At 37.1% G+C, this 15,073-nt stretch carries 13 protein-coding genes and 1 tRNA gene; 4 read left to right on the top strand and 10 right to left on the bottom strand.

Annotation, left to right across the window (positions count from 1 at the left end; all coding sequences use genetic code 11):
- The first annotated feature begins 127 nt into the window (after positions 1–127).
- Positions 128–769 (top strand): TetR/AcrR family transcriptional regulator, encoded by a 642-nt coding sequence (locus H4J39_RS12570; protein WP_182228769.1) that lies wholly within the window; start codon positions 128–130, stop codon positions 767–769.
- Between the two features lie 71 nt (positions 770–840).
- Here the strand turns inward: H4J39_RS12570 and H4J39_RS12565 are convergent, their stop codons facing one another.
- Both H4J39_RS12565 and H4J39_RS12560 read right to left on the bottom strand, forming a co-directional pair.
- On the bottom strand, positions 841–2,454 hold the full coding sequence (locus H4J39_RS12565) for an endonuclease (protein ID WP_182228768.1): 1,614 nt from the start codon (positions 2,452–2,454) through the stop codon (positions 841–843).
- 269 nt (positions 2,455–2,723) lie between these two features.
- A complete protein-coding gene (locus H4J39_RS12560) occupies positions 2,724–3,728 on the bottom strand; it encodes an AraC family transcriptional regulator (protein ID WP_182228767.1) in 1,005 nt (334 codons plus the stop codon).
- Between the two features lie 175 nt (positions 3,729–3,903).
- Between H4J39_RS12560 and H4J39_RS12555 the strand changes: the two genes are divergently transcribed.
- Together H4J39_RS12555 and H4J39_RS12550 are read left to right on the top strand one after the other, a co-directional pair.
- Positions 3,904–4,272 carry an SRPBCC family protein gene (locus tag H4J39_RS12555; protein WP_310649753.1) on the top strand — a complete coding sequence of 123 codons (369 nt, stop codon included), beginning with the start codon at positions 3,904–3,906 and terminating at the stop codon, positions 4,270–4,272.
- Positions 4,269–5,096, top strand: coding sequence for a sterol desaturase family protein (locus H4J39_RS12550; protein WP_182228765.1), 828 nt, complete (start codon positions 4,269–4,271; stop codon positions 5,094–5,096). The genes H4J39_RS12555 and H4J39_RS12550 overlap by 4 nt, the downstream gene beginning before the upstream one ends.
- Before the next feature lie 97 nt (positions 5,097–5,193).
- Here H4J39_RS12550 and H4J39_RS12545 read toward each other — a convergent pair whose 3' ends face one another.
- From H4J39_RS12545 to rlmKL, 8 genes are all read right to left on the bottom strand, one after another.
- Positions 5,194–6,012, bottom strand: a complete 819-nt coding sequence (locus H4J39_RS12545; protein ID WP_182228800.1) for a LytTR family DNA-binding domain-containing protein — start codon at positions 6,010–6,012, stop codon at positions 5,194–5,196.
- A 2-nt stretch (positions 6,013–6,014) separates the two neighbouring features.
- Positions 6,015–7,088: a sensor histidine kinase gene (locus tag H4J39_RS12540; protein WP_182228764.1), complete on the bottom strand. Its 1,074-nt coding sequence runs from the start codon at positions 7,086–7,088 to the stop codon at positions 6,015–6,017.
- A gap of 122 nt (positions 7,089–7,210) precedes the next feature.
- A complete protein-coding gene (gene hinT, locus H4J39_RS12535) occupies positions 7,211–7,561 on the bottom strand; it encodes a purine nucleoside phosphoramidase (protein WP_182228763.1) in 351 nt (116 codons plus the stop codon).
- Positions 7,562–7,582: 21 nt separating this feature from the next.
- Positions 7,583–8,236, bottom strand: coding sequence for a 5,6-dimethylbenzimidazole synthase (bluB, locus tag H4J39_RS12530; RefSeq protein WP_182228762.1), 654 nt, complete (start codon positions 8,234–8,236; stop codon positions 7,583–7,585).
- A 103-nt stretch (positions 8,237–8,339) separates the two neighbouring features.
- Positions 8,340–10,130, bottom strand: coding sequence for a DUF3466 family protein (locus tag H4J39_RS12525; RefSeq protein ID WP_182228761.1), 1,791 nt, complete (start codon positions 10,128–10,130; stop codon positions 8,340–8,342).
- 25 nt (positions 10,131–10,155) lie between these two features.
- The gene (locus tag H4J39_RS12520) at positions 10,156–12,063 is read right to left on the bottom strand and encodes an ABC transporter ATP-binding protein (RefSeq protein WP_182228760.1); all 1,908 of its coding nucleotides are present in this window, start codon (positions 12,061–12,063) and stop codon (positions 10,156–10,158) included.
- Between the two features lie 3 nt (positions 12,064–12,066).
- On the bottom strand, positions 12,067–12,312 hold the full coding sequence (locus H4J39_RS12515) for a glutaredoxin family protein (RefSeq protein WP_182228759.1): 246 nt from the start codon (positions 12,310–12,312) through the stop codon (positions 12,067–12,069).
- On the bottom strand, positions 12,312–14,447 hold the full coding sequence (gene rlmKL / locus H4J39_RS12510) for a bifunctional 23S rRNA (guanine(2069)-N(7))-methyltransferase RlmK/23S rRNA (guanine(2445)-N(2))-methyltransferase RlmL (protein ID WP_182228758.1): 2,136 nt from the start codon (positions 14,445–14,447) through the stop codon (positions 12,312–12,314). The genes H4J39_RS12515 and rlmKL overlap by 1 nt, the downstream gene beginning before the upstream one ends.
- 364 nt (positions 14,448–14,811) lie before the next feature.
- Between rlmKL and H4J39_RS12505 the strand changes: the two genes are divergently transcribed.
- A tRNA-Met gene (locus tag H4J39_RS12505) sits at positions 14,812–14,888 on the top strand.
- Positions 14,889–15,073 lie beyond the last annotated feature (185 nt).

Raw genomic sequence — 15,073 nt, 5'->3', positions numbered from 1 at the left:
AGCTGACACCAGTGTCAAGTAATAAATGATTTTGATAAAATTAATCCGCCTATTGAGTATTAACTTTATTGCTGAAATAGCTTATATTTGCCACATTGAATAGATTGAGCAAAAATGATTGATTAATATGCCAATAATAAAAAATAAAGACCAAAACACTTCATCTGCAGGGCGAGTAAGAAAAAAAAATCAATCCATCATTTTAAAAGCCGCCGAACAAGATTTCTTAGAACATGGTTTTAAGGGAGCATCTATAAAAGGTATTGCAGAACGTGCGGGGATCCCTCGCGCAAATGTTCACTACTATTATAAAAATAAAGAAGCTATTTATTCTGATATTTTATTAGAAATACTCTCGTTATGGGACTCATCTATTATTACATCGACTGAAGAACCGGCTAAAGTTTTAGGTGATTATATTCTTGCTAAGGTAATGTATTCAAAGACGAATCCTGAAGCTTCCCGCATTTTTGCCAGTGAATTTATTCATGGCGCACCTAGATTACAGAACTACTTACAAACGAGTTTTAAGACTTGGGTAGATGAAGTTAAAGCGACGATTGAAGGCTGGATTAAGCTAGGAAAAATGGATAACGTTGACCCACTTTATTTACTCTTTACAATATGGGGAGCAACGCAACATTATGCTGACTTTTCTCCACAGGTTACTGCTGCAATGAATAAAGATAAATTAACCAATGAAGATTTTGAGCAAGTGGCCAAAACCCTCACTCAGATCATTCTTAAAGGTTGTGGCATCACTAAATAGGAAGGCATTTCACCGTTTGATAAAATGCCTTATGTTATTTTCTAAGTCGAATATTTCATATAGAAAACCTTTTAATTACTTCCCCAAATACGGTCAACATACTCAGGATGGTCAACAAAAGGGTTACGATTTCCTTGATGCCCAAGTGCAGCCTCATTACGGTCGATTTCTTTTTGGCTGACAGGGTCATTGGTATGCCAGCGCATTAACATGTCTAATTGCCACAATTCAAATACTCTGTTACTGCTACCATCTAAAATAGCATCACCATAAACTGAATTATTCTGCCAGCTACTAATCAAATTTTCATATCGCGTTGCCATATAAAATTGTGCGCGCGCTAAATCACCTTTAAATTCGTCAATCGGCTCAAAGACAGTACCGTTATAGCCTAACGTTGTCGTTGAAGAGCCAAGTTTACTGTTATTGGTTGAAGTGAAAGATGCCGATGCCACTTCACCAAAAGGAAAACCACCACGTTTTGAGTTAACAAAACCGTCGGTTGCATAAATGTGATGGACATCAGAATTCATCGGTTCAACCTTGCCACCAAACCAACTTTTAGGGAACGTATGTTCTCGGTTATAACAGCCCCCCTCACCACTATAGTTACCACACTGATCAGTAATCTTAGTAAAGCTATAATTGTCGGCTGACAGAGGATCCTCAGAATAGATATCTAAAATTGAACCATCATTTTCAAAATAAACATCCAGTGAATGGTTTTCATAGAAGGTCCATAGTGCTGAATAACCTTGGTTTGCGTGGTCTTTAATTAGATTATAAAGCTGTGTTTTTAAGGGATAACCGGCTGATGCTGTAATACCATCATAATAAGTACCAACATAGTTGCCCGTTACACTACCCATATTGCCTAAACTGAAGCTTTTAGTTTCGCTCGAACTAAAATCACTACCACTTATTAATGAAGTACCCGCAAGAGAAAATTCATAAGAGCCATTACCATAGGTGCAACAGATACCATCACCGTAACTGTCATCAATAATGAAAGTATAATCATCATCAGCTAAACAATAACTTTCATTATAGCTTGTTGAACTTTCATAATTATTACCGCTCGCAACTTGTTGGTTACTCTTGTTGGTTAAGGTCCAGCTAGTTTCATAGCCGTAATTGTCTGTCGTTAAACTAAAAACAACATCGTTGCTGCTACAGCTGTTACTACCTGATACTTGCGTTGGTTGAAAATAGTCGACATAAACAATTTCGGAGCCATCAAAACCAGCAAGGTCATAGAAGCGAAGGCCAACAGCAATATCTGACGTGGTACTTGCGGTGAAGTTATAGGTAATTTGTTGCCATTGATTAACTAAATTTTCATCAGAATAGCCCTGATAGCCATCAATGTACAAACGCGCTTTAATGTTGCCTTCTGTATGGTATATCCAAACAGAAAAGTCATAGTTTTGACCTGAGACAACACTAACAAACTGCTGCATGTCGGTTGAGCCTTGAGTGCTTGTATTGACCGTGATTTCAGCGGAGCTCAAGCCTTCTTGAACGATAAGGGTATTCTTGTTTACACCTATACCAGAATCAATGGTGGTCCAGCCCGAAGGAGAGCCAGTGAGCCATGTTTCAAAACTACCATTAGTAACATCTGCCGTAGCATAGTGACTAACAGTGCAGAGTAATAAAGCTGCCATATTATTTTTATAATTCATTTATATACCTTACGTTTTATTGAATAATGATAAACCTCCCTATATTTTCCATAATGTTTAATGCTCCGTAATAAAACCCGAAAAAACCGACACTATTTACGTGCAAATTTGATACGACACTAATTTAGAGAGTCTTAATCAACTAGTCAACATGTAACAAAAAGTAATATTTTAATGTAAGGTCCAAGCCGTTATCTAGACAAGCGGTTCCTTAGAGCGATGTTTAACTCTTATTATCTCAAAGGTTTTTTTTAACAGCAGAGCATTAGCTACACTATTAATTTATGCTTAAGATAATACAATGGGCTACACCCATACCAACGTTGAAATGCACGATTAAAAGAACTTTGGTCGTTAAAGCCTAGTTTACTCGCGATGATGCTTAAGGGATATTTGCCTATGTACAGCAACAGTCGTCTTTTTCGTTCGTATTCAAGTAAATTAACAAACGAGGTTTCTTCTTGTTTTAAGTAGCGCTGAACTGTTCTAGAAGTCATGTTTAATGCACTTGCTGTACGTAATAAGCTGCAGTCGTCTAAATCATGTTTGGCCATCAATAAATGGTTAATTTTTTCAGTTAATCGCTGTTGGCTTTTAAAGCGCGAAAGTTGCTGGGCCGATACTTGTTTGAGCGCTTGGTTAATGTGTGTATTGTCAGTTTTAAAGGGCAACGCTAAATAACTGCTAGGGAATGTTATTTGATTGTATTGAGCATTCGTTTCAACCGGGCATTTAAACCAATTAGAGAGTCTTAATTGCTCAGTACCATGCCAAGCGTGCGTAAAAAAAATACAACTGGGTGATAACTGCAGGTTAAGTAATTGGCGAATAACACCTACCCAAGCGGTCATATTACGAAGCACCACCTGTGGGTTACAATTTGGGTCAGGCAACCAACGAATAACAGCAAAATCTTCTTGCTGTTCAAATTGTGCTTTTCCTATATCGGCGACCAACCTGTCATAATTAAGAAGCGCTGTAATTGCGCTCGCTAAGTTATTACTCGATTCTATTAGATAGCCCAGTACACCAAAATCAGCAGTCCTAATTTGTTGACCTAGCATGAAACCAAATAATGGCTCACCTAAGGTCTGTTGGGCATACTCAAGAAGTGCATTATAGCTCGCTAAACTAATACGCGGGGCTAGCTGTTGTGTCTGTTTATTGGAGTATTCTGTAAAATTAATAGCGAGCAAAACACGCTGACTGTTCAGCCCTAGAGTTTCAAGGTAATCTAGGCTGCTTGAAAAGTAATGATCGGCAAGTGTGTTCATTTGTCGCCTAAAGCTAAAAAATGGTCGTGTAAAAGCAAGTCTGCCACGGAAGTTTTTTATATACTAGTGAAAGCTATAGATAGTTGTCGTTATAAAAATGATATCAATAACCTTAAAACAGAACGTTATCGCTTCGCCTTCACAAGTAAGCACTATCTTGCTGGAACATGATCAGTTGAATCGTTTTTTTGATGCGGACTTCTCACTGATAAAAAACCAAAATAATGGCGAAATAAAAGGCGGAAAAGGCGCTATTAGACAGATAAGTATGCTCGGCGTTAAATTTAAAGAAGAAATAATAAGTGCTGATAACCAACATATTCACTACAAAATAGTCGGAAATAAACCGGTTAGCGACCACCGTGGCGATATTTATTTTTGCTTAAATAAGATAACAGCTATCCCAACAACTGAAGTTATCTACCATATAAGTTGTAAAGCTCCCTGGTGGCTACCGAGTTTTGTGCTGAGCTTTTTGATTAAAAAAGATGTCACTCAAGCTCTTAAAAAAATAGCGCTTCACTTCAAAGGCAAGACCCTATGACAATAGAAATTATTTTGCTTGCACTGAGTCCGATCTTTATTGTTTTTGTCAGTTTTGAATTTATTAAATATCGCCGCTATTACGATATAAAAGACAGCCTAGCCAATACCGCTCTCGCCCTTATGCATCAAGGTGCGGATGCAATTGCCTTACTGGTATTAATGCCTTTTTTTTATTGGCTTTATACCTACCGGGTATTCGACATAGAACTTACAGTCTTGAGTGTGTTTTCTGCATTTATATTACAAGATTTTTTATATTATTGGTTTCATAAAGCATCACACCATATTCATTGGTTATGGGCAGCACATGTAGTGCATCATAGTTCTACCAAAATGAACTTTTCCACCGCCTTTAGGCAGAGCTTGATGTACCCACTTGCAGGAATGTGGTTATTTTGGCTGCCAATGATACTAATAGGTTTTGACCCTATTACGGTATTTACCGTCGTCGCACTTAATTTGGCTTATCAATTTTTTGTTCATACACAAATAGTAAATAAGTTAGGTTGGTTTGAAAAAATATTTAATACCCCATCCCATCATCGGGTTCACCATGCAATAAACAAAGGTTACCTAGACAAAAACTTTGCAGGCGTGCTTATTATTTGGGATAAATTATTTGGTACTTATGCTGAAGAAGAGCCATCAAAACCTTGTAAATATGGCATTGTCGGACAATTGAAGAGTAATAACCCGTTGACGATCACCTTTCATCAATGGCGTTACTTAATTAAAACTACACTTAATGCTAAAGGCTTCAAAGCTAAAATGAAGGTACTCTTTGGCTATCCAACAAGTGCGATAAAACATAAGAAAGTATAAATAATTTGGTGTGTTAACATCAGGTTTTGTTATCGGGCCCTTTTAAAATGAAGGGCCTTTTTTTAGGGGAAGTCGAGGCTATATTTTATTGTTTAGCTTATATCCCTACCGCGTGTTTAACCTTTTCTTTGTAACTTCTGCTCACTTTTAATTCTTTACCGTTGCTCATCACTAAATAATATTCGCCATTAAGTTGGCTACAAAATTTATCCACATAATTTTTATTAACAATGGTAGAGCGATGACTACGAACAAATTGTTTAGGGTCTAAAATTTCTTCAAGCTGTTTCATTGTTTTACGTAAAATATGAGTGGTAGTATCCGTGTGAACACACATGTAGTCACCTGCAGCATCAATCCATAAGATATCTTTGACGGGAACTCGGCTAACTTCTCCAGCATCTTTAATAGCCAAAATATCAGAATATGACGATAAGCTTACGGGCTGATTGTTTGCTAACTCTTCTAGAATTTTTTCACAGTCATTACCGGTAACATCACTCACTAACTGAATGAGTTTATTTTTATGTGCCGCATTTTCTGTACTGATAAGTCTCTGTCGTACCTTGTTCATCGACTCTGCTAAGCGACCTTCGTCAGCAGGTTTTAGCAGGTAGTCTTGTGCGTGAACTTCAAACGCTTTTAATGCGTATTGATCAAATGCAGTAACGAAAATAACTATCGGTAATTTTAAACCTTGTTCAATAATAGCTTGTACAACTTCGAAACCATTGAGCCCAGGCATTTGAATATCAAGAAACATTAAGTCAGGCTCATAGGCACGGATAGCTTCAAGTGCCTCACGACCATTATGGCATTGTGCAATAATATCAACGTCTTTGTGATCAGCTAATCTTACTGCAAGACCTTTTCTTGCTAAAGGTTCATCATCAACAATGATTGTTGAAAGAAGCATTGTCATGTATTTGTCTCTAGTTCATAGGGCATTCGGATGCTCACTTTAACACCTTTTGGTTTATTATTGGCAACAACCAAAGAAAAATCATTACCATACAATGCTGATAATCTTTCACGACTGTTTGCAAGACCAACGCCATTTTCGCGGTATAGATTGCCATTTTTAATTTCAGCACCAGGGCCATTGTCTGCAAGTTCTAATAGCAAATCATTAGCAAAGCGCGTTACGGTTACTTTAATTGTGCCACCATCTTCTTGAGAAGCAATAGCATATTTAATCGAATTTTCAGCAATCGGTTGTAATATCATACTAGGTACTAATGCACTTTCACAGTCGACAGCAACAATAAATTCTACGCACAATCGGTCTTCAAAGCGCACTTTTTCTATATCTAAATACAATTTAAGTGCTTGTAATTCGCTGTTTAAAGTGACTTTTTTCATTGGGTCTTTATCAAGAGAGTAACGTAAAAATTCACTTAATTTAGTCACCATACCATTCGCTATTTTATTTTCTTGCACCAGAATAAGGGTAGAAATTGCGTTAAGGGTATTAAAGAGAAAATGTGGATTTAATTGATAGCGTAGCATTTTAAGCTGAGCTTGATGAGCAACACTATTTGCTTCTAATACATTTTGCTTTTCTTTTTGCAGCATTTGATAGTATTTAGTACCGAAATATAAACCACTCCAGCTCAAAATAATAAAAAATGAATAAACACTGTTTGTTGTGTAATACAGCCAAAAATCAGGTCGGTAACCGTGTTTATATATTTCCCAATGATTAATGTTTTTGACAACTTGCCAAAGAACACCCACCAGATAAGACGCAACGATAACAACAACCGCTATTTTTGCTGGGCTAAAATTCCAAACTCTACGATAAAGATATCGTAGAGGTACAGTAAAGAGCCAGCCTGCGTAAGCATTTAAAAAAATAATAACGACAAAAATATCGCGAGGATCATGTAACAATGACCCTAAATAATGTACTAAAGCAAAACCAAACCAACTTGAGCTATGTACCAGCCAAAACAGTCGATTTTTGTTTTCTAATAATTCTTTCCAATTCACACAGTATAACCAATAGAATATATTACGATAATTATGGGGTAGCTTTGCATTTCACGCATTGCCATTGAGCGTAGCATTTCAGCGACTTATCTCATTTATTTTAAATAAAATAAAGAGAGTGTTTATATCGCTAACATTTTACCCAAATGTTGCCCACCCACTAAATGCATATGAATATGGTAAACCTCTTGGCCACCATGTTCGTTACAATTAATAATAAGACGGTAACCATTTTCTGCAATGCCTTCTTCTTTGGCAATTTTTTTGGCTACAGTGATCATTCGACCTAAAGTGAGTTCATCATCTTCGGTTACATCATTAATCGTAGGAATTAATTTATTAGGAATAATAAGAACATGTGTACTTGTTTTTGGCGTTATATCTCTAAATGCAGTAACAAGGTCATCTTGATAGAGTAAGGGGGTTGGTATTTCTTGTCTGACTATTTTTGAAAATATAGTTTCTTCTGCCATGATGTACTCCAATTTTTAATGTTAAATTTTTTCGGCTGACCATTTATTATAGTGTATTGCTTTATCGACTGTACGTCTGGGCAACCACCCTGCACTTTCTAGCTCAGGTTTATCCTTGAAATGTGTGACATAGCCAATACACAGATAGGCAATAATTTCGATTTTTTCAGGTATATCTAAAGCGTCTCTTAGAATGTTGTCTTCGATAATACTTACCCAACCCACACCTAAATTTTCAGCCCTGGCGGCAAGCCATAAATTCTGTACTGCACAAACCGCACTGTATAAGTCCATTTCAGGTTTGATGGTTTTCCCCAAAACTACTGGGCCATTTCGTTCTCTATCGCAAGTGACACAAATACCGATCGGTGCTTCTAAGATACCTTCAAGTTTAAATTTTTGATACTGTCTTTGCTTATGATCAGTAAACATTGCTTTTGAAGCTGAGTTTGCTTGATCAAAGCCATTTTTAATCCGCTGTTTTGTCTCATTGTCATTTATAACAATAAAGTCCCACGGTTGCATAAAACCAACACTAGGAGCATGATGAGCAGCCGTTAATACGCGCTTTAAAACGTCTTCAGGGATCGTTTCTTTGATAAAGTCGCTACGAACATCACGACGGGAAAAGATAGTTTTATAAACAGCGTTTCTTTCTTCTTCAGAGATATTCATGTGAATTTTTCGGTTAAGGTAAAAATTTCAGTTAATAGTGTCGCATAAAAAAGGTCTAGATTAATCACTAATCTAGACCTAATAAGATATTTTAAAGCAAAACTTAGTTTTTTGTAAAAAACCTACGTGTAAAGCCAAAAGTTAATAAAGCAAAAAAGCTAATAAAACCTAAACCGGCTCCTTCTCTTTCTACTTTCTCTTCAACGGCTGAACAGTCTTCAATCTCACCCGCTATAGGTTTCAACGTAACAGCACGAACAACATCTTCGACAAGCTGTTCGCCTGTTGTTGTATCAAGTACCGGTTGACCTTTAGAATCAAGACGCGGAACTTTAATCAAGGCAGAAGCTGCTATTTCATTATTGTCGTTAATATCACGGGCTTCAATAATCGTGTAATCAGACGTACAGGTGAGGAAATCGTTAAGATCAGTAAACTTTTTACTGGCAATATCATACATAAAAGCATGTTTACGACGAGGAGCATTTGCACTGTCATTATGCGTTTCAACTTCACCTTCACCAACAATAATACCGTTTTCGTTAATCGCACGAGCAGTGCTTGATGAACCTTTAAAGAAATCGTCCGGTCTTATCATTTCCATAACACCATCAAAATCGTTGGTGTCTACATGGAAAAATTTAGTTCGTAAACTACCATTCACAAACGTTTTAACATGGCCAATAGCAATACCTGCGTTATTTATACCGTATGCGCGAGAATCAAAGAATTCGCTATGGTCTTCAGTAAAATCTTTTACTTGACCATTTTTATAAACAACAGCATAAAGTTGACGTTGTTCATTAATACTTGGGTCTGTTTCAGATTCATCCCACCATCCGTGAGCAAAGCCTACAGCCACACCTTGATTATTTATCGCTTGAGCGTAATTAACAAATTCACGCTGATCTTCAGGGTTTGGAGTAACTAAGTGACCTAAAGTTTTTGCCGATGTAGGACCGTCGGCATTAAGTGTCCACAAAATAGCCTCGGTATTGTACATGTTATCAATAGCACCTTGAATACACACCTTAAAAGGAATATCGTCAAGTACGTTAGGATCAGCACAACCACCTGTTTCATCAGTGATAAAATCAATGGCATTTTGATCTATGCTGGTACTTGCATAGCCGACAGCAAATAAAGATTCACTAATATCTAATATCGCAGACTCCCCACCAAAACGTAAGTTTTCAGCAATGCTGTCATCTTCCGTAGGTGGCTTTAATTCAATAATAGTTTCACCAGCATCAGGAGAAAAGAAAGCACGAGTAGTGAAATCACGCACCCAATGCACAACTTCATCACCATCACTTTCAGTAAAATCTACTGGGATATATGGTGCAGAGCCATTACCGTAAATCCATCCGTCATTAGTAATACCATTAACAAAATTTACCGTTGAGCGTGTTAACGTTGTAGTGTTAGGAAAGTTTTGGTCAAATACAACAAAATCTTCAGTATCACCGGCATTACCTGTTAAGTTGCGCATCGCTACAATGCCACCAATTTTTTGATACAAGCTACTACTGGCTTGGCTATTTAAAAATCGAACAACCCAAGATAAATCGTTTGCCGTGGGGGTACCAGCTCTTAAAGCAATTTCATCTTCAATGTTATTTAAGGCATAAACATTTTCATACTGCAGATCCGCTAATCTTACAATATTGTCAAAATCTACTTCATCGAAATATTGAAATTGCACAGGAAAATTATAAAGATCTGAGCCAGAAATAGCCATTTGACTTTGGTTATTTTCTTGCTGAGCATAACTATATTTAACTATGTTAATGCCACCTTTATCGATAACTTCATATTTAGCTGCATGTGTCATTGATACACTTAAAGTACTGCTAATGCCTAACACTAATACCGATTTTACAAATTTGTTCATATAACTACTTAACTCTCATTTCTTGTTATAATTCATCTAGCTCTTGCCATCTCGCGAAAGCGATTTCGAGTTTTGACTCACTTTCTTCAAGCTGGTTCAATATATTTTTTGTTTTATCACTATCTTGAGCAAAAAAGTTAGCGTCATTTACCTGTTCTTGCAGTGAACTAATTAATAATTCAAGCTCATCAACTTGTTCAGGGAGCGCTTCTAATTCACGACTTTCTTTGAACGACATTTTTTTTTTAGCTAACGTATTAACAGCTGGCTTACTTTCATTAGCTGAAGTCGGTGCTGTTTTTACACCGTCTGCTAACTGCTTACGCTGCTCAGCTTTGTAAACTAAATAACTATCAACATCGTCGTAACCGCCGACAATATTTGTTATTTGACCACTTCCATCAAAGTAAAGGCAAGTGTTTACACAATTATTAACAAAATCACGATCATGGCTAACTAAAATAACGGTTCCTGCATAATTTGCAACGACTTCTTCTAATAATTCTAAAGTTTCTATATCTAGATCGTTAGTTGGCTCATCGAGAATAAGTAAGTTGCTGGGTCTCAAAAATAAACGTGCTAATAACAGACGGTTTTTCTCACCACCTGATAATGCTCTTACAGGAGTTCGAGCACGTTTTGGGCTAAATAAGAAGTCTTGCAAGTATCCCAATACATGGCGTGTTACGCCATTAACAGTCACTTCTTGTTTACCTTCAGCAACAGTATCTTGAACAGTCATATTCAAGTCTAATGCATCACGATGTTGATCAAAATAGGCAACATCTAAATTAACACCCACTCGCATTTTTCCAGACGATGGTTGTTGTTGTTCCATGATTAATTTAATTAACGTTGACTTACCCGTGCCGTTTGCGCCAATAAGTGCTAAACGATCACCACGAGTAATCAGTAAATCTAAATTATTGAAAATAGTTTTATCACCAAAAGCCATATGCAAGTTTTCACATTCAAACACTAACTTACCTGAGCGATCGCCTGTTGATATATTAATATCACCCTGCTTTTTAACTTCACGACGCTCTTGGCGTTCAACACGTAATTTTTCTAGAGAGCGAACTCGACCTTCATTTCGGGTTCTACGAGCCTTAACACCCTGTCTTATCCATACTTCTTCTTCAGCTAAGCGCTTATCAAAAAGCGCATTTTGCGTAGACTCAACTTCTAAGTCATGGGCTTTTTGTTCTATATAAAGATCATAGTTACCTGGATAGCTTACTAATTGACCGCGGTCTAAGTCTAAAATACGGGTTGCTAAACCACGAATAAATGCTCTATCGTGGCTAATAAATATGATCGTGCCCTTAAAGTCTTTCAAGAACTGCTCTAACCACAACACACTACTAATATCTAAATGGTTAGTAGGCTCATCGAGTAGTAACACATCAGGTTCACTGACTAAAGCTTTAGCGAGTGCAAGTTTTCTTAACCAACCACCCGAAAGGTCGCAAATCATTTTGTCAGCTTCTAACGCTAACGTGGTTAATACTTTATCGATACGCTGTTCGTCTTGCCAAGCATTAGCTTGGTCAAGCTGTTGTTGAACATTCGATAACTTATTCAGATTTTTCTCTGAAGGGTCTTCGCCAATAATATGAATGATATGATGATATTGCTTAATCAATTCTGCATTTTCTGCAACACCTTGAGCAACATAATCAAAAACGCTCATGTCAGATGACTCTGGTGGATCTTGTTCTAACATCGCTAACTTAATATTGCTCGACATCAGTATTTGACCATCGTCAAGGTTTTGCTTACCCATTAACACTTTCATTAATGACGACTTACCTGCGCCATTTTTACCAACTAAACACACTCTTTCGCCCGTTTTTACGGTCAAGTCTGATTTGTCTAAAATACTGTCTTCACCAAAGGCTAATTCGCCTTGAGCTATTCGGATTAATTCCATGGGCTATCTCAACTCTACTACTTGTGATTGTTCGAAAGGCCAGAATAACGTTGTATTGTCACTCAGACGCTCTAATACGGGAATATGAACACCGTATAATTTTACTAAGTTATTTTCACTTCCTTCATCGCCATCAATAATATCGACTACCCTAAGTTGGTGTTCGGGAATTACATTAGCGATTAGTGCTAAAGCTTGCTCACAAAGGTGGCAACCTTCACTACTATATAAGTGAAATAATACGGTCATTATTTATTAACTTTTTTACGGGTAATTAACCAGCTGTTATGAATATGCTTATTGCGCTGAAAATCTTTATCACGCGTTAACTCAGAGATTGATTTAACCTCAAAGTTTAAAGCGGCTACTGCGTCGAAATCCATTTTAAAGTTTCGCTTATTATTGGTAAAAATCAGCTCACCATTTTCAGCAACACATTTCATCGCGTCAGTGATAAGTGAAACATGATCGCTTTGTACGTCGAAGCTGTCTTCCATACGTTTTGAATTTGAGAAAGTTGGCGGATCAACAAAAACAACATCGTAAGTGCTTCTGTGTTCTTTTAACCACGTTAAACAATCTGCTTGAATAAATTGGTACTTATGACCAGACAATTTGTTTAGCGCAAAGTTTTCTTGTGCCCAATTCAAATAAGTATTCGACATATCAACAGTTGTAACTGTTGCTGCACCATGAAGTGCTGCTTGTAAGGAAACAGAACCGGTATAGGCAAACAAATTGAGTAATGTTTTATTCTTTGATTTTTGAGCAACAATTTGTCTTGTTTTACGGTGATCTAAAAATAAGCCAGTATCGAGATAATCCCACAGGTTTATTTTTAATTTTGCGCCATGTTCAGTAATAATCATTGACTGCTTACTTTGATCAACACGCTGATATTGGTCGCTACCCTTTTGCTTAGCACGGGTTTTTAATATGACTTTATCGGTAGGTACGCCAAGTACCTTAGGTGCAAAATAAATAACTTCTTGCAAACGTTTAGCTACTTTACTTTCTTCAATAATCTTAGGTGCTGAATATTCTTGGATAACTAAGTAGTCACCGTAAACATCAACCGCAACATTATATTCTGGAATATCAGCGTCGTATAAGCGGTAACATTCAATATGCTCTTTTTTAAGCCAACTTTTTAAATTCTTTTTATTTTTCAATAAGCGGTTGCCAAAATCTGAATCTTTATCTTCAAACTCAGCATCATTGCTTTGCCCTGAAGCTTGTTTTTCATCAACGTTATAAAGTGCTAACTGACAATCTAAAGGACCATTTTTAAATTTATAGCGTTTATGACTGGCAAGTTTCATCATAGAAAGCAATTCAACATTCGCCGTTAAAATTGCAATACGCCAGTCAACAAACTGTGCTTTAAGTTTACGACCTAATAAAACAAAGTTTTCTACAAGCTCAGGTAATTCACCGATACGTTCGCCATAAGGAGGGTTAAGTAAGAACGTTCCGTTGTGACCAAAACCATTATTAAGCGCATTAATATCTTTACATGAAAACTCAATAAATTTCTGTACACCAGCATTACGCGCATTAACTTGTGCGGTATTTATCACTCGACTGTCGATATCTATACCAAAAACCTTCGCCTTTAATTGCTCAAGGCCTAAATGTGATTTTTGTTTAGCTTGTGTCAACTGTGCTTGCCACGGGTAAAGTTGATGACCTAACCAACAATCAAAGCCCCACTTTACTCTGTCGATACCTGGTGCATAGTCAGCAGCCATCATTATCGCTTCAATTAGAATAGTTCCTGAGCCACACATTGGATCAACAAGCGGCTTAGATGTATCGTCTAACCAACCTGAACGGGTAATAATAGCAGCAGCTAAATGTTCTTTTAATGGTGCTGCACCAGAATGTTCACGATAACCTCGCTTAAATAAACTACGCCCTGAAAAGTCGAGATAAATAACGACGTTATCTCTTAACAAACGTGCTTGGAAACTAATATCCGGAGCGCTTTTATCAACAGAAGGTCTGTCCATGCCTTGATCACGAAAATGATCAACTAAAGCATCTTTTATAGTAAGTGCGCCAAATTGTGTATTTCTAATTTCATCACTTGAACCGACAAAATCAATAGCAAAGGTATGGTTACTCGAAAATTGCTCTGACCAATTAACGGTTGTTGCTGTTGCAAACAACTGGTCTTTATTCATAGCATCGCCTTCGGCAAGCTTTAATAAAATTCGCGTTGATAAACGACAATAAAGGCAAATTTTGTACGCTTCTTCAATTGTCGCTGTAAAATATACGCCTTCAGGCTTTTGCACGACTTGTGATGCTTTTAAATCTTTTAGCTCTTGGGCTAATAAAATTTCTATACCAGGAGATGTTAATGCTAAAAATTGCTGCATGAGTGTTTTCCAGACCGATTTATGACCGCGATTATAAACAAAGACGTTAACTACTTATATAGAGACATGTATAAAACACTCATATTCTCCGATATATATTTTAAAATATTTTCAATAACGGTGTTGACCTGCAATAAAAGGTCATTAAAACAGCTTTTAGTCTACAATTAGGGCAATTTAAAGCCGTTTTTTGATAGATGTAAAAATGTTAAAGAAACGCCTTGCAATATGATGTAACTATCCTTAAGATACGCCTCGCTTTCAAGGGCAGATGTTTTTGAAATGCATTCGTTAATAACACGAATTAAAACAGTTATGGCTTGTTTAAGTAAATCCTTTACTGGAAGTATTTAAACCATTCGGACGCGGGATGGAGCAGTCTGGTAGCTCGTCGGGCTCATAACCCGAAGGTCGTCAGTTCAAATCTGGCTCCCGCAACCAACTTAAGATATAAGTATAAAATCAGGTCGTCAGTTCACTCTTCAAAGATATGGGCTGCCACAACCAATTCTTCTAAAGAGAATTAAAACCTTTAGGGCTTCCTACTTATTGTAGGTCATTCGGACGCGGGATGGAGCAGTCTGGTAGCTCGTCGGGCTCATAACCCGAAGGTCGTCAGTTCAAAT

Origin of the sequence: Colwellia sp. Bg11-12, assembly GCF_014076955.1 — a bacterium.
Classification (GTDB): Bacteria; Pseudomonadota; Gammaproteobacteria; order Enterobacterales; family Alteromonadaceae; genus Colwellia_A.
The sequence above is the reverse complement of the archived record's forward strand: the minus strand, read 5'-3'. Positions and strand labels throughout refer to the sequence as shown.

Bases quoted from the DNA above. Each gene is read 5' to 3' on its own strand.
- H4J39_RS12570 (WP_182228769.1), top strand. From the start codon at position 128: ATGCCAATAATAAAAAATAAAGACCAAAACACTTCATCTGCAGGGCGA.
- H4J39_RS12565 (WP_182228768.1), bottom strand. From the start codon at position 2,454: ATGAATTATAAAAATAATATGGCAGCTTTATTACTCTGCACTGTTAGT.
- H4J39_RS12560 (WP_182228767.1), bottom strand. From the start codon at position 3,728: ATGAACACACTTGCCGATCATTACTTTTCAAGCAGCCTAGATTACCTT.
- H4J39_RS12550 (WP_182228765.1), top strand. From the start codon at position 4,269: ATGACAATAGAAATTATTTTGCTTGCACTGAGTCCGATCTTTATTGTT.
- H4J39_RS12545 (WP_182228800.1), bottom strand. From the start codon at position 6,012: ATGCTTCTTTCAACAATCATTGTTGATGATGAACCTTTAGCAAGAAAA.
- hinT (WP_182228763.1), bottom strand. From the start codon at position 7,561: ATGGCAGAAGAAACTATATTTTCAAAAATAGTCAGACAAGAAATACCA.
- bluB (WP_182228762.1), bottom strand. From the start codon at position 8,236: ATGAATATCTCTGAAGAAGAAAGAAACGCTGTTTATAAAACTATCTTT.
- H4J39_RS12525 (WP_182228761.1), bottom strand. From the start codon at position 10,130: ATGAACAAATTTGTAAAATCGGTATTAGTGTTAGGCATTAGCAGTACT.
- H4J39_RS12520 (WP_182228760.1), bottom strand. From the start codon at position 12,063: ATGGAATTAATCCGAATAGCTCAAGGCGAATTAGCCTTTGGTGAAGAC.
- H4J39_RS12515 (WP_182228759.1), bottom strand. From the start codon at position 12,312: ATGACCGTATTATTTCACTTATATAGTAGTGAAGGTTGCCACCTTTGT.
- rlmKL (WP_182228758.1), bottom strand. From the start codon at position 14,447: ATGCAGCAATTTTTAGCATTAACATCTCCTGGTATAGAAATTTTATTA.